Source organism: Streptomyces yokosukanensis, from assembly GCF_001514035.1.
GTDB classification, from domain to species: Bacteria; Actinomycetota; Actinomycetes; order Streptomycetales; family Streptomycetaceae; genus Streptomyces; species Streptomyces yokosukanensis.
In genome coordinates this window covers 11951-34833 of record NZ_KQ948208.1, presented here as the reverse complement: position 1 = coordinate 34833, position 22883 = coordinate 11951, and the positions used below count along the sequence as shown (strand labels likewise).

20 protein-coding genes are annotated in these 22883 nt (G+C 71.0%); 10 read left to right on the top strand and 10 right to left on the bottom strand.

What is annotated here, in order from left to right:
• Nucleotides 1-108 precede the first annotated feature (108 nt).
• Nucleotides 109-1302: an RtcB family protein gene (locus AQI95_RS06640; protein ID WP_067118949.1), complete on the bottom strand. Its 1194-nt coding sequence runs from the start codon at nucleotides 1300-1302 to the stop codon at nucleotides 109-111.
• Between the two features lie 213 nt (nucleotides 1303-1515).
• Here AQI95_RS06640 and AQI95_RS06635 point away from each other — a divergent pair, with 213 nt between their 5' ends.
• From AQI95_RS06635 to AQI95_RS06625, 3 genes are all read left to right on the top strand, one after another.
• Nucleotides 1516-2400 (top strand): hypothetical protein, encoded by an 885-nt coding sequence (locus AQI95_RS06635; RefSeq protein WP_067118945.1) that lies wholly within the window; start codon nucleotides 1516-1518, stop codon nucleotides 2398-2400.
• Nucleotides 2401-2528: 128 nt separating this feature from the next.
• Entirely contained in the window at nucleotides 2529-3431 is a 903-nt protein-coding gene (locus AQI95_RS06630) for a DUF3558 family protein (RefSeq protein WP_107121569.1), read from the top strand.
• A 121-nt stretch (nucleotides 3432-3552) separates the two neighbouring features.
• Complete coding sequence (locus AQI95_RS06625; RefSeq protein WP_208614092.1) at nucleotides 3553-4827, top strand: DUF2637 domain-containing protein; 1275 nt, start codon at nucleotides 3553-3555, stop codon at nucleotides 4825-4827.
• Nucleotides 4828-4907: 80 nt separating this feature from the next.
• On the opposite strand, the gene lysS is transcribed toward AQI95_RS06625, so the two are convergent.
• Complete coding sequence (lysS, locus tag AQI95_RS06620) at nucleotides 4908-6650, bottom strand: lysine--tRNA ligase (protein ID WP_067118941.1); 1743 nt, start codon at nucleotides 6648-6650, stop codon at nucleotides 4908-4910.
• A 128-nt stretch (nucleotides 6651-6778) separates the two neighbouring features.
• Here lysS and argS point away from each other — a divergent pair, with 128 nt between their 5' ends.
• Nucleotides 6779-8554, top strand: coding sequence for an arginine--tRNA ligase (argS, locus tag AQI95_RS06615; protein ID WP_067118938.1), 1776 nt, complete (start codon nucleotides 6779-6781; stop codon nucleotides 8552-8554).
• Here argS and AQI95_RS06610 read toward each other — a convergent pair.
• On the bottom strand, nucleotides 8532-9488 hold the full coding sequence (locus AQI95_RS06610; RefSeq protein WP_067120328.1) for a helix-turn-helix transcriptional regulator: 957 nt from the start codon (nucleotides 9486-9488) through the stop codon (nucleotides 8532-8534). The two genes, argS and AQI95_RS06610, sit on opposite strands and share 23 nt — an antisense overlap.
• Before the next feature lie 72 nt (nucleotides 9489-9560).
• Here AQI95_RS06610 and AQI95_RS06605 point away from each other — a divergent pair, with 72 nt between their 5' ends.
• Together AQI95_RS06605 and AQI95_RS06600 are read left to right on the top strand one after the other, a co-directional pair.
• On the top strand, nucleotides 9561-9947 hold the full coding sequence (locus tag AQI95_RS06605) for a VOC family protein (protein ID WP_067118935.1): 387 nt from the start codon (nucleotides 9561-9563) through the stop codon (nucleotides 9945-9947).
• An 85-nt stretch (nucleotides 9948-10032) separates the two neighbouring features.
• A complete protein-coding gene (locus tag AQI95_RS06600; RefSeq protein ID WP_067118932.1) occupies nucleotides 10033-10695 on the top strand; it encodes a zinc ribbon domain-containing protein in 663 nt (220 codons plus the stop codon).
• 9 nt (nucleotides 10696-10704) lie between these two features.
• Here the strand turns inward: AQI95_RS06600 and AQI95_RS06595 are convergent, their stop codons facing one another.
• A complete protein-coding gene (locus AQI95_RS06595; protein WP_067118929.1) occupies nucleotides 10705-11850 on the bottom strand; it encodes a hypothetical protein in 1146 nt (381 codons plus the stop codon).
• A gap of 135 nt (nucleotides 11851-11985) precedes the next feature.
• On the opposite strand from AQI95_RS06595, the gene AQI95_RS06590 reads away from it, so the two are divergent.
• Complete coding sequence (locus AQI95_RS06590) at nucleotides 11986-12798, top strand: DUF4253 domain-containing protein (protein WP_067118926.1); 813 nt, start codon at nucleotides 11986-11988, stop codon at nucleotides 12796-12798.
• 64 nt (nucleotides 12799-12862) lie between these two features.
• On the opposite strand, the gene AQI95_RS06585 is transcribed toward AQI95_RS06590, so the two are convergent.
• Entirely contained in the window at nucleotides 12863-14158 is a 1296-nt protein-coding gene (locus AQI95_RS06585) for a helix-turn-helix domain-containing protein (RefSeq protein WP_244188661.1), read from the bottom strand.
• 183 nt (nucleotides 14159-14341) lie between these two features.
• Here AQI95_RS06585 and AQI95_RS06580 point away from each other — a divergent pair, with 183 nt between their 5' ends.
• Nucleotides 14342-15046, top strand: coding sequence for a DUF4232 domain-containing protein (locus tag AQI95_RS06580; protein ID WP_208614090.1), 705 nt, complete (start codon nucleotides 14342-14344; stop codon nucleotides 15044-15046).
• Nucleotides 15047-15063: 17 nt separating this feature from the next.
• On the opposite strand, the gene hemB is transcribed toward AQI95_RS06580, so the two are convergent.
• Nucleotides 15064-16056: a porphobilinogen synthase gene (gene hemB, locus AQI95_RS06575; protein WP_067118919.1), complete on the bottom strand. Its 993-nt coding sequence runs from the start codon at nucleotides 16054-16056 to the stop codon at nucleotides 15064-15066.
• Nucleotides 16057-16261: 205 nt separating this feature from the next.
• On the opposite strand from hemB, the gene AQI95_RS06570 reads away from it, so the two are divergent.
• On the top strand, nucleotides 16262-17254 hold the full coding sequence (locus AQI95_RS06570) for a phospholipase D-like domain-containing protein (RefSeq protein WP_067118917.1): 993 nt from the start codon (nucleotides 16262-16264) through the stop codon (nucleotides 17252-17254).
• 196 nt (nucleotides 17255-17450) lie between these two features.
• Complete coding sequence (locus AQI95_RS50325; protein ID WP_067118914.1) at nucleotides 17451-17645, top strand: Scr1 family TA system antitoxin-like transcriptional regulator; 195 nt, start codon at nucleotides 17451-17453, stop codon at nucleotides 17643-17645.
• Here the strand turns inward: AQI95_RS50325 and AQI95_RS06560 are convergent.
• From AQI95_RS06560 to AQI95_RS06545, 4 genes are read right to left on the bottom strand one after another with little or no spacing between them, the layout of a single operon-like run.
• Complete coding sequence (locus tag AQI95_RS06560; RefSeq protein ID WP_067118911.1) at nucleotides 17590-19296, bottom strand: bifunctional uroporphyrinogen-III C-methyltransferase/uroporphyrinogen-III synthase; 1707 nt, start codon at nucleotides 19294-19296, stop codon at nucleotides 17590-17592. The two genes, AQI95_RS50325 and AQI95_RS06560, sit on opposite strands and share 56 nt — an antisense overlap.
• Nucleotides 19293-20249: a hydroxymethylbilane synthase gene (gene hemC / locus AQI95_RS06555; protein WP_067118908.1), complete on the bottom strand. Its 957-nt coding sequence runs from the start codon at nucleotides 20247-20249 to the stop codon at nucleotides 19293-19295. Before hemC ends, AQI95_RS06560 begins: the two co-directional genes overlap by 4 nt.
• Nucleotides 20246-21928 (bottom strand): glutamyl-tRNA reductase, encoded by a 1683-nt coding sequence (locus tag AQI95_RS06550; RefSeq protein WP_067118905.1) that lies wholly within the window; start codon nucleotides 21926-21928, stop codon nucleotides 20246-20248. The genes hemC and AQI95_RS06550 overlap by 4 nt, the downstream gene beginning before the upstream one ends.
• Nucleotides 21925-22686 (bottom strand): redox-sensing transcriptional repressor Rex, encoded by a 762-nt coding sequence (locus AQI95_RS06545; protein ID WP_067118902.1) that lies wholly within the window; start codon nucleotides 22684-22686, stop codon nucleotides 21925-21927. Before AQI95_RS06545 ends, AQI95_RS06550 begins: the two co-directional genes overlap by 4 nt.
• Between the last annotated feature and the right edge of the window lie 197 nt (nucleotides 22687-22883).

Here is a 22883-nt window from a genome sequence, read left to right as displayed (position 1 = left end):
AGAGCGCCTGCCAAGTACGCCGCTGGAAACTGCTCCACGGCATGGTCCCGCTGCCCGAATGAGCAGCCAGCTGGGCGCGGCGAGTGTTCACCGCGCCCAGCACCACACCTAGCCCTTCACACAAACGAACTGCTTCAGCTTCGCCACGACCTCCACGAGATCGCGCTGCTGGTCCATCACCTGGTCGATGTTCTTGTAGGCACCCGGAATCTCGTCCAGCACTCCGGAGTCCTTGCGGCACTCGACACCCCGCGTCTGCTCCTCCAGGTCCTTGGTCGTGAAGTGACGCTTCGCTGCGTTACGGCTCATACGCCGACCCGCCCCATGGGACGCCGAGTTGAAGGCCTTCTCGTTCCCGAGCCCCTTCACGATGTACGAGCTGGTGCCCATCGAACCGGGAATGATCCCGTACTCACCAGAGCCGGCCCGGATCGCTCCCTTGCGGGTGACGAGCAGGTCCATGCCCTCGTACCGCTCCTCTGACACATAGTTGTGATGGCAGGAGATCTCCGCTTCGAAGGTCGGCTTCGCCTTCTTGAACTCCTTTCGGATCACGTCCTTCAGGAGGGCCATCATGAGCGCGCGGTTGTGCTTGGCGTACTCCTGAGCCCAGTAGAGATCGTTCCGGTACGCCGCCATCTGCGGAGTGTCCGAGACGAACACCGCCAGATCACGGTCGACCAGACCCTGGTTGTGCGGCAGCTTCTGCGCGACGCCGATGTGGTGCTCGGCCAGTTCCTTGCCGATGTTGCGGGAACCGGAGTGCAGCATGAGCCAGACCGAACCTGACTGGTCCAGGCACAACTCAATCATGTGATTTCCGGCTCCAAGCGTCCCCATCTGCTTGTGCGCCCGCTCCCGCCGGAACTTCACCGCCTCCGCGACCCCGTCGAACCGCCCCCAGAAGTCGTCCCAGCCGGCCGTGGCCAGCCCGTGGAAGTCCCCCGGCTCGACCGGATCCTCATGCATCCCCCGCCCCACCGGAATCGCCTGCTCGATCTTCGACCGCAGCCGGGACAGGTCACCCGGCAGGTCGTTCACCGTCAGCGACGTCTTCACCGCCGACATTCCGCACCCGATGTCCACTCCGACCGCCGCCGGGCACACCGCGCCCTGCATGGCGATGACGGAGCCGACCGTCGCACCCTTGCCGTAGTGCACGTCCGGCATCACGGCCAGGCCCTTGATCCACGGCAGGGTCGCCACGTTCTGCAGCTGGCGCAGCGCCACGTCCTCGACCGTCGCGGGGTCCGTCCACATCCGGATCGGGACCTTGGCGCCCGGCATCTCCACGTACGACATAACTTCCTCATTCCCCCGGATACAACAACAAAAGGCTTAAAAGCGGCAAAACGCAAAAGCGGCGCCAGGGTCAGCGAAAAGGGACAAGGGACCGGCGGCCACGGCAGTGCGTGCGATACACATTGTCTCCAGGGGACGCCCCGCTGCGGCAAGCGAATAACCAGCGGGGACACTGGAACACCGAGCGAGCGCACATCCGAGAGGAGCCCGACCGTGCAGCGGAAGGCGTACGTAACCGGCACCGCCGCCCTCCTTGCGGCACTGCTGGTCGGCTGCACGAGCGGCTCGGGCGGTGACAGCCCGACGGACAACGCCAATCCGGGCGACACCGGCACCGCCACGGCGGCGGCCCGGCCCGGCAAGTACCGCACGCTGCCCGAACCCTGCGGCGCGGTCGGCCACGACACCCTCGACGCGATGCTGCCCGGCATCAAGCAGATCACCGACCCCGACCAGCGGGACAAGGCCTACCAGGGCGAGGCCGCACTGACCTACGACACCGATCGCAAGGTCGGCTGCCACTGGAAGGTGGAGTCCGCCGACGCCACCGACCGCCTCTCGGTCGACTTCGAGCGCGTGGTGTCGTACGACAACACGGTCAGCGACGACGACCAGGCGGAGAAGCTGTTCGGGGACAAGGAGACGGCCGCCGACCTTCCCGAGCCGAGCGGCTCCTCGGCACCGGCCGGGACGCCGACCCCCACGTCCTCGTCGTCGTCCTCGGCGTCCTCCTCGGCCTCGTCCGCGTCCGGCGGCACCCCCTCGGCGCCGGCGAGCGGCCACGCCTCCGGCTCCGGCTCCCCCTCTCCCTCGGGCTCCCCCTCCGGCTCCGCCTCCTCCGGCGCCCCCGAGGCCGATCTGCAGCCGCGGGTGCTGACCGACCTCGGTGACGAGGCGTACATCGACGACCGGCTCGCCGCGTCCGGTTCGACGGCCGAGCAGCGGACGGTGACTGTGGTGTTCCGCACGTCCAACGTCGTCGTCACCATCGAGTACGAGGAGCAGCCGATGGCCACCGGAACGGTCCCGGACAGCAAGGAAATGCAGGACACGGCACGTGAGCTGGCCTCTCAACTGGATGACGCGCTGGGCGGTTGACGGCACCCGCGACCGTTCGCCGCACCGCGTGCAAAGCACACGAACCGAAACCGCACAGCTCCTTCACCGCGTACCGTGGGCCCCCGCAGGAACCCGCACGACCACCGAGCGTCACTAGTGAAGGAACCATGCAGCGAGCAGCCCAGCGAGACGACCGTGCCCAGCAGACGACGCGTGGCAAGCGCCTGAGCCGTGTTCTTGTCTGCGCGGCAGCCGTTCCGGCGGTACTGATCACCGCAGCCTGTTCGTCGGACTCGGGCGATTCCAAGGGCAAGGGCGCCGACAGCAGCGCACAGCAGTCCGCGAGCGGCAGCACCCAGCCCTCGGCGAGCGCGTCCCCGACCGTGCAGGCGGCCGCGTACAAGAAGCTTCCCGACGCGTGCGCGGTGCTCTCGAAGAAGACCCTCACGAACCTGGTACCGAGCGGCACTTCAGGCAAGAAGGGCAGTTCGGACGATCCGTCGTCGCGCGCGTCCTGCTCCTGGAGCAGCCTGGACAACAACGGCGTGAAGGGCTCGCAGTTCCGCTGGCTGAACATCTCGTTGCTGCGCTTCGACTCGGACACCACACGCGGCTCCGGTGAGGCGCAGGCCCACACGTACTTCGGTCAGCAGGTCAAGGACGCCGAGGCGGTGGACGGCGCGAAGAACACCAAGGGGACCCCGCTGTCCGGCACGGGCTCGGAGGCGACGGCCGTGCGCTACGACCTGAAGAAGAAGGAAGGTCTGTTCAAGCAGCAGACGGTGGTCGCCCGGGTCGAGAACGTGGTCGTCACGCTCGACTACAACGGCGCCGGTCTCGCGGGCGAGAAGACCCCGGACGCCGACGATCTGACGAAGTCCGCGCAGGCGGCGGTCAAGGAAGCGATCGGAGCGGTGTCGTCCGCCAACGGCGGCTCGTCGTCCGGCGGTTCGGCCTCTGGCTCCTCGGCCTCTCCGTCGCAGTCGGCGTCGAAGCCGTCCTCGAAGGCTCCTTCCAAGTCGGCTTCTTCCGGCGCGTCTCCGTCCGAGTCGGCCGCGAAGAAGAACTGACCGAGGGGTCCCGAAGCCCCGACCGGTACCACGCGCGCCGTGCGCGTGTGCCACCCTGTTGCGCGCAACAACAGGCAAGGGGAGGGGAGTACGAGTGGCCGCGCCACCGCAGCTGACTCGGATGCACCGCATTCTCATAGGCGTGGTCGTTTCCGGCGCCTTGATCATCGCCGGCATCGGCTTCGCCGGCTCGTACGCGGCTGTCCGTGAGCTGGCCATCAAGAAGGGCTTCGGGAACTTCTCCTATGTGTTCCCGGTCGGCATCGACGCAGGCATCTGCGTCCTGCTGTCCCTGGACCTGCTGCTGACCTGGATCCGCATCCCGTTCCCCCTGCTGCGCCAGACGGCGTGGCTGCTGACAGCGGCGACGATCGCGTTCAACGGCGCCGCCGCCTGGCCGGACCCGCTGGGCGTCGGCATGCACGCCGTGATCCCGATCCTCTTCGTGGTCGCCGTGGAGGCGGCCCGGCACGCGATCGGCCGCATCGCCGACATCACGGCGGACAAGCACATGGAGGGCGTCCGGCTGACCCGCTGGCTCCTCTCTCCGCTCCCCACCTTCCTGCTCTGGCGCCGTATGAAGCTGTGGGAGCTGCGCTCCTACGAGCAGGTCATCAAGCTGGAACAGGAACGTCTCGTCTACCAGGCCCGCCTCCGCTCCCGCTACGGCCGGGCCTGGCGCCGCAAGGCCCCGGTGGAGTCCCTGATGCCCCTGCGCCTGGCGCGCTACGGCGTCCCCCTGGCGCAGACGGCACCGGCCGGGCTGGCGGCGGCGGGCATCGAGCCGGTCCTGCTGCCGCCGGCGCAGCAGCAGCCTCGGCTGGCAGCGGCGCCCGAGCCCGCCCCGGCATCCGCGGGCGACCCGGCCGCGGGCGCCCGCGCCGCCGGGAGGGGGCCCTACCCGCAGCGAACGGCACCGCGGGACGAACAGTTCCCCGAGCCCCCCGTGGACGACCAGAGCCCCTGGTTCCACGCCCAGCAGCAGGCCGAGTACCACGGCGGCTACGACCCCGCCTACGAACCGCTGCCCGAGCCCGAGTACGTCCCCGAGGAACCGTACGAGCAGTGGTACGAGGAGCAGCCCCCGGAGCAGCTGCGGGAGCATCTCCAGGAGCCCTCCCCCGAGGAGACCGGCAGCTTCCCCATCCCGGTGGGCCCGAACCGCACCCGTGAACTCGGCGAGGGCGGCGGCTCCCCCGAGCCGGACCCGACCGAGGACGAGTACTACCAGGTCTTCCGCAAGTCCATCGACGGCAGCTTCCCGACCCCGCACCAGTTCGGTGAGGCCGTCGAGGCCACGTACGGCCGGGCGCTCGCCTCACGCGACGCCGACCGCATGGTCAACCGTTTCACCAATCGCTTCAACGCGGAGCTGGAAGAGGACCACATCGCGTAAGGGGTGACACACGCGAAAGGCGCCCGGTGCCGAGAGGCACCGGGCGCCTTCGTCCGTGCGGACGCGCTGCGGACGCGGTCCTACTCGCCGAGCAGGCGCCGCACCCGCTCCTGCCCCACCGCGAGCAGCAGCGTGGGCAGCCGCGGTCCGGTGTCCCGCCCGACGAGCAGGTGGTACAGCAGCGCGAAGAACGTCCGCTGGGCCGTCTTGATCTCCGGCGGCAGCTCCTTGGGCGTGGCGTCGGCCGAGAACCCGGCCTGCACCTTCGGCACGCCGTACACGAGGTGGGTCAGCCCGTCGAGCGACCAGTGCTCGGCGAGCCCGTCGAGCAGCAGCCGTACCGACCGCCGGGACGCCTCGTCGAGGGACTTCAGCAGCTCGGCGTCGGGCTCCTCGCGCACGATGGTCCGCTGGTCGGCGGGGACGTGGGTGTTGATCCACGCCTCGGCCTTGTCGTACCGCGGCCGGGCCTGCGCCAGCGAGGCCAGCGGCTGCTCCGGGTCCAGCTCGGAGAGGATCCGCAGCGCCTGGTCCTCGTGCCCGGCGGTGATGTCGGCGACGGACGCGAGCGTGCGGTAGGGCAGCGGACGCGGCGTCTTCGGCAGCTCACCGGCGGCCGTACCGACGGCCCGGGTGTGGGCGGCGACGTCCGCCGGCAGCGCGGAGCCGTCGGCGACCTTCCCGGCGAGCTTGTCCCACTCGTCGTAGAGCCGCTGGATCTCCTGGTCGAAGGCGATCTTGAAGGACTGGTTGGGCCTGCGGCGGGCGTACAGCCAGCGCAGGATCTGCGGCTCCATGATCTTCAGCGCGTCGCCCGCGGTGGGGACGCCACCGCGCGAGGACGACATCTTCGCCATGCCGGAGATGCCGACGAAGGCGTACATGGGGCCGATGGGCTGCTGTCCGCCGAAGATCGGGGCGATCTGCCCGCCGACCTGGAAGCTGGACCCCGGCGAGGAGTGGTCGACACCGCTGGGCTCGAAGATCACGCCCTCGAAGGCCCAGCGCATCGGCCAGTCGACCTTCCAGACCAGCTTGCCGCGGTTGAACTCGCTGAGCCGGACGGTCTCGGCGAAGCCGCACGCGTCGCACGTGTACGACAGCTCGGTGCTGTCGTCGTCGTACGACGTGACGGTCGTCAGGTCCTTCTCGCAGTTGCCGCAGTACGGCTTGTACGGGAAGTAGCCGGCGGAGCCGGACGAGCCGTCGTCCTCGCTCGCCGCGCCCGAGCCCTCCTCGGCCTCCAGCTCGGCCTCGTCCACGGCCTTCTGCTGCTGCTTCTTGGCCGGCTTCGGCTTGGTCCGGTACTGGGCGAGGATCGCGTCGATGTCGGCGCGGCACTTCATGGCGTGCAGGACCTGCTCGCGGTAGACACCCGAGGTGTACTGCGCGGTCTGGCTGATCCCGTCGAACTCCACGCCCAGTTCGGCCAGCGAGGCGACCATCGCGGCCTTGAAGTGCTCGGCCCAGTTCGGGTACGACGACCCCTCCGGCGCCGGGACCGAGGTCAGCGGCTTGCCGATGTGCGCGGCCCAGGACTCGTCGATCCCGGCGATGCCCGCCGGCACCTTGCGGTAGCGGTCGTAGTCGTCCCAGGAGATCAGGTGCCGGACCTGGTACCCGCGGCGGCGGATCTCGTCGGCGACAAGGTGCGGGGTCATGACCTCACGGAGATTGCCCAGGTGAATGGGCCCGGAGGGGGACAGGCCGGACGCGACGACGACCGGTTTGCCCGGGGCCCGGCGCTCCGACTCCTCGATGACCTCATCCGCGAAACGGGAGACCCAGTCGGTGGTCTCGGTGCTCTGAGCCACGATCGGCACGTCCTTCTTTCTGAACGGGGTGACACCCCATTCTCACAGACCCGCTCGCGCCCGCGAAAACGGCTTTACCCCCCATGGGATACTGGCCGGGATCATCCATCCCCACGAGGAGAACGGCACCCATTCTCATGGCCTCGGTCACGTCCCTCAGCGATTCCGTCCAGCAGCACCTCGCGTCCGCCCTCTCGGCCACCCTGCCGGACGCCGCCGGCGCGGACCCGCTGCTGCGACGAAGCGACCGGGCCGACTTCCAGGCCAACGGGATCCTGGCGCTGGCCAAGAAGGCGAAGGCGAACCCCCGGGAGCTGGCGACCCAGGTCGTCTCCCAGGTCGTCACGGGTGACGTCATCGAGGACGTCGAGGTCTCCGGCCCCGGCTTCCTGAACATCACGATCGCGGACCGGGCGATCACCGGGAACCTGGCCGCGCGGTACGCGGACGAGACCGGCCGCCTCGGCGTGCCGACCGCCGCGCACCCCGGCACGACGGTGATCGACTACGCGCAGCCGAACGTGGCGAAGGAGATGCACGTCGGCCACCTGCGCTCGGCGGTCATCGGCGACTCGGTCGTCCAGCTCCTTCAGTTCACCGGCGAGAACGTGATCCGCCGGCACCACATCGGCGACTGGGGCACCCAGTTCGGCATGCTCATCCAGTACCTGGACGAGCACCCGCACGAGCTGGACCACAAGGCGGCCACCGAGGACGCCGCGGCCTCGGGCGAGGAGGCGATGTCGAACCTCGACCGCCTCTACAAGGCCGCGCGCAGGAAGTTCGACTCCGACGACGAGTTCAAGACCCGGGCCCGCCGCCGGGTCGTCGACCTCCAGGCCGGCGAGCCGCACACCCTCGCGACGTGGCAGAGGTTCGTGGACGAGTCGAAGATCTACTTCTTCTCCGTCTTCGAGAAGCTGGACATGGAGGTCCAGGACGCCGACATCGTCGGCGAGTCGGGCTACAACGACATGCTGGCCGAGACCTGCCGCCTCCTGGAGGAGTCGGGCGTGGCGGTCCGCTCCGAGGGCGCCCTGTGCGTGTTCTTCGACGACATCAAGGGCCCGGAGGGCAACCCGGTCCCGCTGATCGTGCAGAAGTCGGACGGCGGCTACGGCTACGCGGCCACCGACCTCTCGGCGATCCGCGACCGTGTCTTCAACCTCAAGGCGAACACCCTCCTGTACGTGGTGGACGCCCGCCAGTCCCTGCACTTCCGGATGGTCTTCGAGACCGCCCGCAGGGCCGGCTGGCTGAACGACGACGTGAACGCCGTCCAGCTGGCCTTCGGCACGGTCCTCGGCAAGGACGGCAAGCCGTTCAAGACGCGTGAGGGCGAGACGGTCCGCCTGGTCGACCTCCTCGACGAGGCGATCGACCGCGCCTCGGCCGTGGTCCGGGAGAAGGCCCAGGACCTCTCCGAGCAGGAGATCGCCGAGCGGGGCACCCAGGTGGGCATCGGCGCGGTGAAGTACGCCGACCTGTCCACGTCGGCGAACCGGGACTACAAGTTCGACCTGGACCAGATGGTGTCGCTGAACGGCGACACGAGCGTGTACCTGCAGTACGCGTACGCCCGGATCCGGTCGATCCTCCGCAAGGCCGGCGAGACCCGCCCGGCCGCGCACCCGGAGCTGGAACTGGCTCCGGCCGAGCGCGCCCTCGGCCTCCACGTCGACGCCTTCGCCGAGACGGTCACCGAGGCGGCGGCGGAGCACGCCCCGCACAAGCTGGCCGCGTACCTGTACCAACTGGCGTCGCTGTACACGTCGTTCTACGACAAGTGCCCGGTCCTGAAGGCCGAGACGCCCGCCCAGGTCGAGAACCGCCTCTTCCTGTGCGACGTCACGGCCCGCACCCTGCAGCAGGGCATGGCCCTGCTGGGCATCAGGACGCCGGAGAAGCTCTGACGTTGTCCTCGGCCAGCTCACGGGCGCGGCGCGCGAGGGCCTCGCGCACGGCGTCCGGGGCGAGGACGCGCAGCGGCGTGCCCAGGCCGAGGAGGTAGCGGGCGAGGCCGTCCGGGTCGCGACCGCCGACCTCGACGAGGGTCGCGTCGGGCCCGTCGGCGCGGTGGGTGCCGACCGTCGGCGGGACGAGCCGCAGCGCCTGGCCCAGCGGGAGCGGAAGGCGGACGGTCGCGGACAGCGGGTAGGGGCCGTTCGCGATGTTGTGGGAGACCAGGCGCGCGGGGTCCGGCGGCTCGGTGAGGTCCGCCGGCCGCCCGGTGGGCCGAAGGCGCTCGACCCGGTCGGCCCGGAAGGTGCGCCACTGCCCCCGGTCGACGTCCCGCGCGACGAGGTACCAGTGCCGCCCGGTGTGGACGAGACGGTACGGATCGATGTCCCGGACCGTGGCCCGTCCCTGCCCGTCGGTGTACGACAGCCGGGCCCGCTCCCCCCGCCGGCAGGCGTCCGCCAGCTCCAGCAGCAGGCCGTGGCGCAGCTGCGGCCCGGCGGAGCCCGGGAGCCGTACGAAGGCGCCGTCCAGGTCGCCGAGACGGTCCGCGATGCGCCGGGGCAGGACCTGGCGCAGCTTCAGCATCGCGGACAGGGCCGCCTGGTCGCCGCCCAGGGCCGCCTCGCCCAACCCCACGGCCACGGCCAGCGCTTCCTCGTCGTCGAGGATCAGCGGCGGCACCCGGGAGCCGGCGCGCAGCCGGTACCCGCCCCAGGGCCCGGCCTCGGAGTCGACCGCGTAGCCGAGGTCCCGCAGCCGTGCCACGTCACGGCGGACCGTGCGGTCCGTGACGGCCATGCGCTCGGCCAGCTCGGCGCAGGTCCAGGACGGGCGGGAGGACAGCAGGGACAGCAGCCGCAGCAGGCGGGCGGACGAGCTGAGCACGGCCGGAAGTCTGGCACACATCCGGCACGACCAGGACCGGAACTGTCCTGGTCATGTCCTAGCGTCGTCCCCATGACCACGGACACCACTTCCGCACCCGCGTTCCGCTACGCCGCCGTCACCTTCGACTGCGCCGACCCCGCCGAACTGTCCCGCTTCTACGGCAAGTTGCTCGGCATGTCCGTCCTGTTCTCCACCGACGACTTCGTCCTGCTCGGCAAGGAGGGTGCGACCGGCCTCGGCTTCACCCGCGTGGCGGACTACCGCCGGCCCACCTGGCCGGACCCCGCACAGGGCAAGCAGGCGCACATCGAACTCGGCGTGGACGACCTGGAAATCGCCGAGAAGCACCTGCTGGAACAGGGTGCGACCAAGCCCGACCGGCAGCCGCAGCCCGAGCGCTGGCGGGTGCTGCTGGACCCGGCCGGCCACCCGTTCTGCATCACGACGCTCGTCTGACGCACCCCTCCACAAGGACGTCGATCGATGCCCGCAGCCGCTATACACTCCGCCCGGGGTGCACTTCTCTGGGGGGACGGTCGCCATGGGCACCGAGATCTACTTCAGCAGCAACTACCGCGACCTGTGCGTCGAGCACGGCACGGGGGCGGGTTTCCAGTTCGAGTTCAACTGCTCACGCTGCTGGGACACCTGGCGTTCGCCGTTCGAACCGTTCCGGGCCGGGCAGGTGGCCGGCTGGCTGTCCCGGGGCGTGAACGCCGCCTGGTCGCTCGTCGGCGGCAGCGCCGGCCAGGGCGTGGCCAACGCCGCGGACGGCCTTGCGGGGGCGAGCTTCGGCAACCAGCGGGACGCGGCGTTCACCCGCGCCATCGAGAACGCGCGGGGACACTTCAACCGTTGTCCGCGCTGCACCTCCTACGTCTGCGCCCGCTGCTGGAACCCGGGGCAGGGGCTCTGTCTGAACTGCTCCCCGGACACCGCCGCGGAGGCGCAGACGGCGCAGCAGCGGGGGCTGAACGACATGGTCGCGCAGCGCGCCTACGACATCGGCCAGCGGCAGGGCGCCGACTACGACGTCACCGCCCCGCGCCAGCTGGTGTGCCCCCACTGCCGTACCGAGACCCGTGGCGGCGCCTTCTGCTCCGGCTGCGGAAACCGGCTCGCCCAGAGCACGAACTGCGCGTCCTGCCAGGGTGCCCTCCCGGACGACGCCGCGTTCTGCCCGTCCTGCGGGGCCAGGCGCTGACGCGCCGGGTCATGTGCCGACGAGCCTGTCGTGACGGGGTTCGCCGCGCGCCCGCCGGCCCCGCCCGCCGCGCGGCGCCCGCTGGGGCCACAGCAGGACGTACGCCGCCGAGCCGAGGCAGAACGCCATGCGGATGAGGCCCTGGGTGGACTCCGAAGGGACCACGAGGGCGCTGCCGTACAGGGAGATGAGGGCGATCCAGCTCACCCACGGGACCAGCCGGCGCTGGCCGATGGAGTCCCAGATGAGGGTGCCGAGGAGGACCGAGGCGTTGTAGTACGTGTAGACGCTCGGGTCCAGCAGTATGCGTGCGTCGGCGGCGAGGAAGAGGACGGCCGGCCAGCGGTTGCGGCGTACGGCCACCGCGCCCAGGGCGATGCCGAGGGCCATCTGCGCCGGACGGTCCCACCAGGGCGTGGCGGAGTCGTCCACACCGAACCAGCGCAGCGAGGAGGCGGGTTGGTTGGGGATGGCGAAGCGGGCCGCGTGCAGGGTCTCCAGGTGGCTCAGGTAGAAGGGCAGCCAGGCGACCGCGACCAGGCCGAAGACCCAGGCCGCCGCTCGTGCGCGGTGGGGGCGGGGCAGGGCCAGGAGCAGGGGGAGGAAGCCGACCGCCCAGGGTTTGGAGTCGACGGCCAGCGCCAGGAAGACGCCCGTCGCCGTCGCGTTGCCGCGGACCAGCGCGCGGACGGCGAGCGTGGTGAAGAACAGGGCGAGGACGTCGTCGAGATGGGCGAAGCGGACCGAGACCTCGACCCACATGGGGATGAAGGCGGCTCCGGCGATCAGGACGCGCTGCTGGAGACGTTTGTGGTTGAGGCCGGTGCCCCGGTAGTGGTCGGCGGCGGCGCGGCCGACCAGGACCAGCATGTACAGGCCGAGGCCGGACATGAACGCGTCGGCCAGTTTCTCACCGACGTCGGCGGAGAAGGGCGCGAAGAGTCCGGCGACCAGGAAGCTGACCGGGCCGATCTGCAGCTCGGGGTGGTTGGCGTAGAGGGCGAGGCCGCCGCCGGGAGCCTGGTTGAACAGCAGCTGCTCGCCTTGGCGCAGATAGTGCCAGGACACGGCCGCGTGGCGTTCGGCCACGACGAACCAGACGGCCGTCCACAAGGTGAGCAGCACGATGTGCCACCGCACCGGGTAGCGCCCCATCTGCACGTTCCTCCGTCCCTCGCGTCACCCGTCCCCCATCACAACACCATCCGGTAAGAGCGGCTGCGGCGGGGCTGGGTTCATCGGGAAGGCGAGCCAACGGCGTTGTCAGTGGCGGCCTCTACAGTCACTGCCATGGCGACTCTTCCCAACCCGCTGCCCAAGCTGGCCACCGACCCCAGCGGCCGTTCCCTGGGGCTTCAGCTGCCGCCCGGCAGACTGGTCGACCTGACCGAGGACGGCCCCTGGCACGAACCGCTGCTGTGGCACGCGGAGAAGCCGGCCGCGCCGGGGACCTGGAAGGCACTGGGCGCACCGGCGGCGCGTGCCGGACTGCTGCCGGTGCTCGTGGACGTGGGAGGCGGCCAGGGCGGGCCCGCGGACTGGGAGTTGATGCCCCGGCTGATGTCGTACCCGGGTGATCACGACGCCGAGGACGTCCTCGCCGACTACTGGGAGGACTGGACGCAGGAGGGCTGGGGCGAGGAGGTCGAGCCGTTCGGGGCCGCCTGGCCGGGGCTCGCGCCCGCACCCGCCCCGACCGCCGTCCCCGACGCCCGCGCGGCCCAGGTGGCCGACTCGCTGACGGACGCCGCGTCCCCGTGGTTCCGGGATGCGCGCCTCGCCCTGGTCCCGGCCCGCCGGTCCGCCGACATACCCGCGGCGATCGGCTGGGCCGGTCCGCTGAACCACGACAACGACGTCGCCCGGCCGTGCGCCGTCCTGCGCTCGTGGGAGGACCGCTTCGGCGTACGCGTGGTGGGGCTCGGCTTCGACACCCTGGCGCTGTCCGTCGCGGCCCCGCCCAGCACGCGGGAGGACGCCGAGGCGGTGGCGGCGGAGCACTTCGCCTTCTGCCCGGACAACATCACCCAGGGCTCCGGGAGCCTGCGGGACTACGCCGAGGGCCTGGTCGGCACCCACACCTGGACCTTCTGGTGGGACTGACCCGCCCGGCCCGGCCCTGGAGAGCTGTGTGCCGTCCACTCCGGAAATTCCGCGATCCGGACGGTCAGTTCGAGTTCGAGCCCGCGTCCGCCGCCGCCTCCCACTTCTCGCCGCCCAGCGGAAAGGCGTACGCGGGCCGCCCGTTGTTGCCGCTGGTGCGGAACGGCCGGCCGTCGTCGTCGATCCGCAGCGTGCCGTGGCGCGTCCCGCTGGACCACGACAGCTCCAGATACCAGCTGACGTCGTACGCGGAGGCGTCGGCCGTGACATAGAAGACCTCGGGGTCGGACCGGCTCACCTTGAAGGGGAAGCCGCGGTGCCCGGCCGCCGGTACGGCCGCGGGGCGCAGGGCGTCCAGGGCGACCGTGAAGGAGTGGGTCGGCACGCCTCCGCCACAGCCCACGCCCGGATAGCCCATGGCGTAGTCGTTCCAGGCGAGCGGCGCGGCCCGGCCGGCCATGCGCACCGACAGCCCCTCCAGGACGACGGTGTCCGAGCCGGTCCCCTGCACGGTGAACGTGACGAACTGCTCGCCCGCCGAGACCGCCTTGTGCACGGCCACCCAGGCGGGCGCGTCCTGCTCCAGCGGGGGCGGGGAGACCGCGGTCGGGGCGCGGTCGATCAGATAGTGCTGGGAGCAGGGGCTCACCCAGCTGTAGGGGTGGGTGGTGACGGCGAGCGGCGGGGCGGCGGTGTCCGTGCCGCCGTTCGCGCCGGTGGTGGTGGTGTGCGAGGCGCTCGGCTCGTCGCCGGGCCGCGTGCCGCCGGATGCGGGCGAGGTGGCGGACGGGGAGGGGGAGGCCGAGCGAGCGGGATGCATCCCCCGCTCCGCGCCGGCCGTCGGCGTGTGCTGCGGTGCGGCGCCGGCGACGGCCGAGCCGCCCTTTCCGTCCGCCTCGGCGCCGCCGGAGGGGAGGGTGAGGGCGAGCGCCGCACCGCCGAGCAGGGCGGTGCAGGCGAGGGCGGCGAGGAGCACGGTCCGGCTGCGGCGCCCGCGCCGGGGGCCCGGCACCGGCGCGGAGACATCCGACACGGCAGGCACCAGCTCCTGGACGGCCACCGGCTCCTCCTCCGACACCGGTCCCGGACCCGCCACCGCCTCCTTCTTCCCCCGCCCCGCATCCGCCAGCACCCATCTGCGGTGCAGCTCCACGAGTTCCTCGGGCGTGGCCTTGCACAGGCGGGCCAGGCGCTCCACAGGGGCGTAGTCGGCCGGTACGGCGGCCCCGTTGCAGTAGCGGTGGAGCGTGGACGTACTCATGTGCAACCGCTTGGCGAGCGTGCCGTAGCTGTGTCCGGAGCGGTCCTTCAACTCCCTCAGAAAGTCGGCGAAACCGCTGTCCGTGGTGCCGTCCGCCACCGTGTCCCCTCCCCCTCGTCCCATCCCGGCGTTCCAGGGAGGGACTGTTTGCGCACGTCAGCGCCTGTGTCGGCGTTCCAGCGTCCCGGAGTGCCCGTGGCCTCTGGCCGTCGGGACGGGGCTCCGCACAGGCTGTGACTCATCCAAGCACGCCAACCGGCCCAGCCCGAAAGAGGACTTGCCATGCGTTTGCGCCACATTCGTCTGCTCGCCGCCACCGGTACCGCGGTGACCGCCCTCGCGCTCAGCGCGTGCAGCGGCAACGGGACGGGGACGAAGGACGAGGGCGCCTCGGAGGCCGTGTCACCGACCACGTCGGCGACAGCGCACAAGACGCCCTCCTCCGCCCCCACCGCCACCACCCCCGCCGACGCGGGGAGGACGAACGGCACCCCGGTGACCCGCACCCACGGATCGGGCACCGCGAAGGGCGGCTCCGGGACGACCGGCGGCGGGTCCTCGATCGTCCTGTGCAACGGCGCGAACACCCGCGTCACCGCCCAGCCGGTCAACCGCCCGCTGAACCACATGCTGCTCACGGCGACGAACACGGGCAGGAAGACCTGCGAGCTGACGTACTACCCGATCGTGCGCTTCGACGAGATGCAGTGGGCGCCGCAGGCGGACGAGGAGACCCAGCCGCAGGCGGTGACGACGCTCAAGCCGGGCGAGTCGGGGTACGCGATGGTGCGCCTGTCGGCCGCCGACGGCAGCGGTGAGGGCGGGACGACCGCCCGCAAACTGACGCTGATGTTCCAGGGCACCACCCCGCGCAGCGACGGTGGCGCCACCGCGACCCCGGCCCTGCCGGCGAAGGGCTTCTACTACGACAGCTCGCTGACGGTGACGTACTGGCAGCAGAGCCTGGACACCATCGCCTCCTGGTGAGCCCGGCCCGGCAGGCCCTAACGCAGCTTCCGTGCCGCCTCGGTCGCCCAGTAGGTGAGGATGTTGCGCGCCCCGGCCCGCTTGATGCCGGTCAGGGTTTCCAGGATGGCCCGGTCCCGGTCGACCCAGCCCTTCTCGGCGGCGGCCTCGATCATCGAGTACTCGCCGGAGATCTGGTAGGCGGCGACGGGTACGTCCACGGCGTCCGCGACCCGGGCGAGGATGTCGAGGTACGGCCCGGCCGGCTTGACCATGACCATGTCCGCGCCCTCCTCCAGGTCCAGGGCCAACTCCCGCAGGGACTCACGCCAGTTGGCGGGATCCTGCTGGTAGGTCTTGCGGTCGCCCTGGAGCGAGGAGGCGACGGCCTCGCGGAAGGGGCCGTAGAAGGCGGAGGAGTACTTGGCGGTGTAGGCGAGGACGGCGACGTCCTCGCGCCCGATCTGGTCGAGCGCGTCGCGGACGACGCCGATCTGCCCGTCCATCATTCCGCTGGGCCCGACCACATGCGCACCCGCGTCGGCCTGCACCTGCGCCATCTCGGCGTACCGCTCCAGGGTCGCGTCGTTGTCGACGCGGCCCTCGGCGTCCAGCACCCCGCAGTGCCCGTGGTCGACGGTCTCGTCCAGGCACAGGTCGGACATGACGAGCAGGTCGTCGCCGACCTCGGCCCGCACATCGCGGATGGCGACCTGAAGGATCCCCTCCGGATCGGTGCCCGGCGTCCCGACGGCGTCCTTCTTGCCCTCCTCCGGCACGCCGAACAGCATGATCCCGGAGATCCCGGCCTCCACCGCCTCCAGCGCGGCCTTCTTCAGGCTGTCGCGGGAGTGCTGGACGACACCGGGCATGGCGGCGATCGGCACGGGCTCGCTCACGCCCTCCCGGACGAACGCCGGGAGGATGAAGTCGGCCGGGTGCAGCCGTGTCTCGGCGACCATCCGCCGCATGACGGGCGTGGTCCGCAGCCGCCGGGGACGCGTACCGGGAAAGGATCCGTACTTCGTCATGCCTTCTACGCTACGCCCGCCCGGCCGACGCCTTTGCCAACACCCTGTCGGCCCAAGAGGGGCATAGCGGCATCCCCGTAGAACCCCCATAGCAAGTTTTTGCGCTCTCCTGGCCGTCCCTGGATCCATGTGACTCCCCACCGTTCTACGCGCGTGGTGTCATGCACGCGCCACCCCCACAACGGCATCCCCCAAGGAGTCACGCATGCTGCGGAACGTCCTCACCCGTGCTGCCATCGCCCTGACCGCCGGCGCCGCCGTCGTCGTCACCGCCGTGCCCGCGAACGCGGCGAGCTACTCGGCGTTCGCCTTCTCCCGGACGACCGGCCAGCCCCAGATCTACGACTTCATCAACTCGGCCACCAGCTCGCTCGACATGACGATGTACGAGCTCGAGGACACGACGGCCGTCAACGACCTCATAGCCCTGAAGAACAAGGGCATCACGGTCCGGGTGGTCCTCGACCGCCAGCACAAGTCGGCCAACGACTCGGCGTACACGTCCCTGACGAACGCGGGCATAGGCGTGGTCTGGTCGTCCTCGGCCTTCACCTACACCCACCAGAAGACGATCACGGTCGACGGCACCAAGTCCCTGGTGCTGACCGGCAACCTGACCTCGCAGTACTACACCACCGGCCGCGACTACGGCGTCTTCACCGACGACACCCGTGACGTCGCCGCGATCGAGAAGGTCTTCGCCGCCGACTACGCCGGCACCTCGGTCACCCCGACCGACGGCGACCACCTCCTGTGGTCCCCCACCGACTCCCGCAGCCGCCTCGTCTCCTTCATCGACTCCGCGACCAAGACCCTCGACGTCCAGGAGCTGGAGTTCAGCGACAGCACGGTGGTCAACGCGATCGTGGCCCGCGCCAAGGCCGGCGTGAAGGTCCGGGTCGTCCTGGAGAGCCCCTCCAGCTACTCCAGCCAGGTCTCCGCCGTCAAGGCCGCCGGCGGCACGGTCGTCGGCTACTCCGACCCGAACGGCTTCTACATCCACGCCAAGGCGATGGTCGCCGACTACGGCCTGTCCACCCAGGCGGTCGAGGCCGGCTCCATGAACATCAGCAGCAACTCCCTGAGCAACAACCGGGAGTTGGGCATCATCCTGACCGGCACGGGCGTGGCCCAGCCGGTCGCCCAGACGATCGAGACGACGTTCGCCGGCGACTACGCGGGCGGCACGGCGGCGTAAGCCATCAAACGGCCGGGCGGACACCAGCACCAGCACCACCCGCCCGGCCGGCCTCACGTGGCCCCCGATCCGGAGTGGTCCCAGGGGCGCAGCGGGCAGGTGTCCCAGGAGAAGCGGCGTAATCGCGCCGGCGCGACGTGCGCGAGCGGTGTTCAGCGCTTGTCGGCCACCGTTCACCGCAGACGACGGGGGCAAGATGGTCATGCGCGGGCAGCTCGAACAGCTGCTGGAGGTGGCCGAGTTCCGCAACGTCGACCTCCGGGTACTCCCGCTGGGCCGTGAGGAGAACTCGGGGCTGGCGGGCGGGTGCCCCGCATCAGGGCACCCGCCACGTCTCACGTCGTCGAACGACGCCTGCGCGCCCCCGGCCGCCGCTCGCTCGGCCGAGTGACGGGGTCCCCCGCCTCCAGCGCGGCAGCGCGGCGCTTCAGGCCGAAGTCGGCCAGTGCCTCCGCCAGCTTGTGCACGGACGGCTCGGGCGCCATGACATCGACGCGCAGCCCGTGCTCCTCGGCGGTCTTCGCCGTGGCGGGCCCGATGCAGGCGATCACCGTCACGTTGTGCGGTTTCCCGGCAATACCGACCAGATTCCGCACCGTAGAAGACGACGTGAAGAGAACGGCGTCGAAGCCACCCCCCTTGATCGCCTCCCGCGTCTCCGCCGGCGGCGGCGAGGCCCGCACGGTCCGGTACGCCGTGACGTCGTCGACCTCCCAGCCCAGCTCGATGAGCCCGGCCACCAGGGTCTCCGTGGCGATGTCGGCACGCGGCAGGAAGACGCGGTCGATCGGGTCGAACACCGGGTCGTACGGCGGCCAGTCCTCCAGCAGACCGGCGGCCGACTGCTCACCGCTCGGCACCAGATCGGGCTTCACGCCGAAGGCAACCAGCGCCTTCGCGGTCTGCTCGCCCACCGCGGCCACCTTGATGCCCGCGAAGGCCCGGGCATCGAGCCCGTACTCCTCGAACTTCTCCCGAACCGCCTTCACCGCGTTGACGGATGTGAAGGCGATCCACTCGTAGCGGCCGGTGACCAGGCCCTTGACGGCACGTTCCATCTGCTGGGGCGTGCGCGGCGGTTCCACCGCGATCGTCGGGACCTCGTGCGGCACCGCGCCGTAGGACCGCAGCTGGTCGGAGAGCGAGGCCGCCTGCTCCTTCGTACGCGGCACGAGCACCTTCCAGCCGAACAGCGGCTTGGACTCGAACCACGACAACTGGTCGCGCCGGGCGGCGGCGGAACGCTCGCCGACCACGGCTATGACCGGCCGGCCGCCGTCCGGCGACGGCAGCACCTTCGCCTGCTTCAGCGTCTGTGCGATCGTGCCGAGCGTCGCCGTCCAGGTGCGCTGGCGGGTCGTCGTACCGGCGACGGTGACCGACAGGGGGGTGTCCGGCTTGCGGCCGGCGGACACCAGCTCACCCGCCGCTGCCGCCACCGAGTCCAGCGTCGTCGACACGACCACCGTGCCGTCCGACGCACCCACCTCGGTCCAGCAGCGGTCCGATGCCGTACGGGCGTCCACGAACCGGACGTCCGCGCCCTGCGCGTCCCGCAGCGGCACACCGGCGTACGCCGGCACACCGACCGCGGCCGCCACGCCCGGGACGACCTCGAAGGGCACCCCGGCCGAGGCGCAGGCGAGCATTTCCTCGGCCGCGTACGTATCAAGTCCCGGGTCCCCGGACACCGCACGGACGACCCGCCTGCCGGACCGCGCGGCCTCCATGACAAGATGAGCCGCGTCCCGGGCAGGAGACGGGGCAGCGGCGGTTGTTGACGTGCCGTCAACGACCGTGAGCTGCGGCGTGCCCGTGCCCGGCGGCGACATGGAGGAAGCGTCCGTCGGCACGACGGAGACGCCCTGTCGGGCGTGCGTCCGGATCACGTCGAGCACCTCGTGCTCGGCGACCAGGACATCCGCGCGCGACAGCGCCTCCACAGCGCGCAGAGTCAGCAGTCCCGGATCTCCGGGTCCGGCACCGAGGAAGGTGACGTGCCCGTGTTCCGGACCGGCGGCAGGAAGGGTGGTGGGGCTCAATGTGCTCGCTCCCCCATCAGACCGGCCGCGCCCTGGGCGAGCATCTCGGTGGCGAGTTCGCGACCGAGTGCCATCGCTTGGGTCTCCGTCTGGGGCACGGAACCGGTGGTGGACAGCTGCACCATACGAGTGCCGTCGGTCGTGCCGACGACGCCACGCAGGCGCATTTCCTTGACAATCTGCCCGTCGAGCAGGTCGGCCAGCGCGCCCACAGGGGCGCTGCAGCCGGCCTCCAGGGCGGCGAGCAGTGATCGTTCGGCGGTCACGGCGACCCGCGTGAGCGGGTCGTCGAGCGCGCCGAGCGCGGCGATCAGGTCCGCGTGGTCCGCGGCACACTCGATCGCCAGTGCCCCCTGGCCGGGGGCGGGCAAAACCGTGTCGACCGACAGGAAGTCGGTCACTTCATCGATGCGGCCGATCCGGTTCAGTCCGGCGGCGGCCAGCACGACGGCATCCAGCTCGCCGTCCCGTACGTACCCGATCCGCGTATCGACGTTCCCGCGGATCGCGACCGTCTCTATGTCCAGGCCGTGGGCGCGGGCGTACGCGTTCAGCTGCGCCATGCGGCGCGGCGAACCGGTGCCGATGCGCGCCCCGCGCGGCAGGTCCGTGAACTTGAGGGCGTCGCGCGCGACGATCACGTCCCGCGGGTCCTCGCGCTCCGGCACGGCGGCCAGGACCAGCCCGGCGGGCTGCGCGGTCGGGAGGTCCTTGAGCGAATGAACCGCGAAGTCGACCTCGCCGCGCACCAGCGCGTCCCGCAGCGCCGTCACGAAGACGCCGGTGCCGCCGATCTGCGCGAGATGCTCGCGGGAGGTGTCACCGTAGGTGGTGATCTCGACCAGCTCCACGGGCCGGCCGGTCACCTGGCGGACGGCCTCCGCCACCTGCCCGGACTGGGCCATGGCGAGTCTGCTCCGCCTCGTCCCCAGTCTCAAAGCCTTGTCACTCATGCCGGTCGGTCCTTCTTGTCTGTGCTGTCCCCGGCCCGGGAGACGGCGGCGACCGTCTCGGGGTCGAGGTCGAACAGGGTGCGCAGCGCGTCCGCGTACCCGGCGCCGCCGGGCTCGGCCGCGAGCTGCTTGACCCGTACGGTCGGTGCGTGCAGCAGCTTGTCGACCACCCGGTGCACGGCCTGCCGGATCTCGCCGCGCTGGCGTTCGTCCAGGTCGGGCAGTCGGCCGTCGAGCCGCGCGATCTCACCGGCGACCACGTCGGCGGCCATGGTGCGCAGCGCGACCACGGTCGGCGTGATGTGCGCCGCCCGCTGTGCCGCGCCGAAGGCCGCGACCTCGTCGGAGACGATACGCCGGACCAGGTCCACATCGGCCGCCATCGGAGCGTCGGCGGAAGCTTCCGCCAGCGACTCGATGTCCACCAGCCGCACCCCGGCCAGCCGATGCACGGCCGCGTCGATGTCGCGGGGCATGGCCAGGTCGAGGAGGAAGAAGAAGGGCGCCGGACGCTCGGCCACCGGCTCCGGCTTGCGCCGCTCGGGGATCCGGCCCACCGTGGCGGCGGTCGCGGCGAGCGCGGTGATCAGCTCGGCGTCCCCCTCCGGCGTACGGCGCTCCCGGCGGTCGACGGTGCCTCCGGCGACCCAGGCCGCGTGCTGCTCCAGGGTGGCCGCGTCCATGCCCGCGACGGCGGCCTCACCCATGAGCGAGAAGCCGGGCTGTACGGCGGCCAGGTCCAGCGGGCAGTTCTCGTCGGCGCCGACGCCGGTGGGCGGCAGCGGGGACTTGGCGGTCACCGCGGCGACCGTGGCGGCGGCGACGGCCGGCTGTCCGGTGCGGCCCTCGACCGCCTGTGCGATCGCCTCCGCCGTGAGGACCAGGCCCGTCGCCCCGGTACAGGAGACGACGACGTCGGCACGTGTCAGCTCGTCCGGCACGGCGTCCATCCGTACCGCACGGGCGGTCACCGCGTTGTCGTCGGTCTCCGCCAGGATCTGGGCGAGCCGCTCGGCGCGTTCGAAGGTGCGGTTGGCGACCACGACCTCGGCGACCCCGGCCCGCGCGAGCGTGGCGGCGGCCAGCGAGGACATCGATCCGGCGCCGATGACCAGCGCCTTCTTGCCCGCGGCCCATTCGTCGACGGCCCCGCCGACGGCCAGCCGCTCCAGGCCGAAGGTGACCAGGGACTGACCGGCGCGGTCGATGCCGGTCTCGGAGTGGGCGCGCTTGCCGACGCGCAGGGCCTGCTGGAACAGGTCGTTCAGCAGCTTGCCCGCGGTGTGCAGCTCCTGCGCCTGGGCCAGCGAGTCCTTGATCTGCCCGAGGATCTGGCCCTCTCCGACGACCATCGAGTCCAGGCCGCAGGCCACCGAGAACAGGTGGTGGACGGCGCGGTCCTCGTAGTGCACGTACAGATAGGGGGTCAGTTCCTCCAGGCCGACGCCGCTGTGCTGGGCGAGCAGCGTGGACAGCTCGGCGACACCGGCGTGGAACTTGTCCACGTCGGCGTACAGCTCGATGCGGTTGCAGGTGGCGAGCACCGAGGCCTCGGTGGCCGGTTCGGCGGCGACCGTGTCCTGCAGCAGCTTGATCTGGGCGTCCGCGCTCAGCGCGGCCCGCTCCAGCACGCTCACCGGCGCGCTGCGGTGGCTCAGTCCGACGACGAGGAGACTCATGCCGGCATCACGGCGGGTACGTCCCCGTCGGGCCCCTGGTCGGCGGAAGCGTCACGGGTGGTGGCGGGCAGCGCGCCGTCGCCCGCGGCGGTCTCCTCGCCGGCCTTGCGCTGCTCGTGGAAGGCGAGGATCTGGAGTTCGATCGAGAGATCGACCTTGCGCACGTCGACACCGTCCGGGACGGTCAGCACGGTCGGCGCGAAGTTCAGGATGGAGGTCACTCCGGCGGCCACGAGCCGGTCGCAGACCTGCTGGGCGGCGCCCGCGGGGGTGGCGATGACACCGATGGACACGCCGTTGTCCTGGATGATCTTCTCCAGGTCGTCCGTGTGCTGCACCGGGATCCCGGCGACGGGCTTTCCGGCCATTGCGGGATCGGCGTCGATGAGGGCCGCGACCCGGAAGCCGCGGGAGGCGAACCCGCCGTAATTGGCCAGGGCGGCGCCGAGGTTGCCGATACCGACGATGACAACCGGCCAGTCCTGGGTCAGACCCAGTTCACGGGAGATCTGATAGACGAGATACTCCACGTCGTAGCCGACACCGCGCGTTCCGTAGGAGCCCAGGTACGAGAAGTCCTTGCGCAGCTTGGCGGAGTTGACCCCCGCAGCAGCCGCCAGCTCCTCGGAGGAGACCGTGGGTACCGAGCGTTCCGACAGTGCGGTCAGGGCTCGGAGGTACAACGGAAGCCTGGCGACGGTGGCCTCGGGAATCCCTCGGCTGCGGGTCGCCGGTCGGTGTGTTCGGCCAGTTGCCACGGTGCTCCTGCGGGTAGAGCGGGGCTGCGGGCGGTCGTGCGTCCCCAGACCGCCCCGTCGACAGCAGGCTATGTCTTTGTGAACGCGTGCACAAAGATGGTGTCCGATTTGCCCGGCAGAAGTGACCGGGGTCACGCACCTTTCGCGCCCTCGTCGGGAACCGGCGCACACGCACCGACGTTCCTTCGTTACTGGGG

Excerpts from the sequence above, each read along its gene's own strand:
- AQI95_RS06640 (WP_067118949.1), bottom strand. The coding sequence starts at position 1,302 with ATGTCGTACGTGGAGATGCCGGGCGCCAAGGTCCCGATCCGGATGTGG.
- AQI95_RS06630 (WP_107121569.1), top strand. The coding sequence starts at position 2,529 with ATGCAGCGAGCAGCCCAGCGAGACGACCGTGCCCAGCAGACGACGCGT.
- AQI95_RS06625 (WP_208614092.1), top strand. The coding sequence starts at position 3,553 with ATGCACCGCATTCTCATAGGCGTGGTCGTTTCCGGCGCCTTGATCATC.
- argS (WP_067118938.1), top strand. The coding sequence starts at position 6,779 with ATGGCCTCGGTCACGTCCCTCAGCGATTCCGTCCAGCAGCACCTCGCG.
- AQI95_RS06605 (WP_067118935.1), top strand. The coding sequence starts at position 9,561 with ATGACCACGGACACCACTTCCGCACCCGCGTTCCGCTACGCCGCCGTC.
- AQI95_RS06600 (WP_067118932.1), top strand. The coding sequence starts at position 10,033 with ATGGGCACCGAGATCTACTTCAGCAGCAACTACCGCGACCTGTGCGTC.
- AQI95_RS06595 (WP_067118929.1), bottom strand. The coding sequence starts at position 11,850 with ATGGGGCGCTACCCGGTGCGGTGGCACATCGTGCTGCTCACCTTGTGG.
- AQI95_RS06590 (WP_067118926.1), top strand. The coding sequence starts at position 11,986 with ATGGCGACTCTTCCCAACCCGCTGCCCAAGCTGGCCACCGACCCCAGC.
- AQI95_RS06580 (WP_208614090.1), top strand. The coding sequence starts at position 14,342 with ATGCGTTTGCGCCACATTCGTCTGCTCGCCGCCACCGGTACCGCGGTG.
- hemB (WP_067118919.1), bottom strand. The coding sequence starts at position 16,056 with ATGACGAAGTACGGATCCTTTCCCGGTACGCGTCCCCGGCGGCTGCGG.
- AQI95_RS06570 (WP_067118917.1), top strand. The coding sequence starts at position 16,262 with ATGCTGCGGAACGTCCTCACCCGTGCTGCCATCGCCCTGACCGCCGGC.
- AQI95_RS50325 (WP_067118914.1), top strand. The coding sequence starts at position 17,451 with ATGGTCATGCGCGGGCAGCTCGAACAGCTGCTGGAGGTGGCCGAGTTC.
- hemC (WP_067118908.1), bottom strand. The coding sequence starts at position 20,249 with ATGAGTGACAAGGCTTTGAGACTGGGGACGAGGCGGAGCAGACTCGCC.
- AQI95_RS06550 (WP_067118905.1), bottom strand. The coding sequence starts at position 21,928 with ATGAGTCTCCTCGTCGTCGGACTGAGCCACCGCAGCGCGCCGGTGAGC.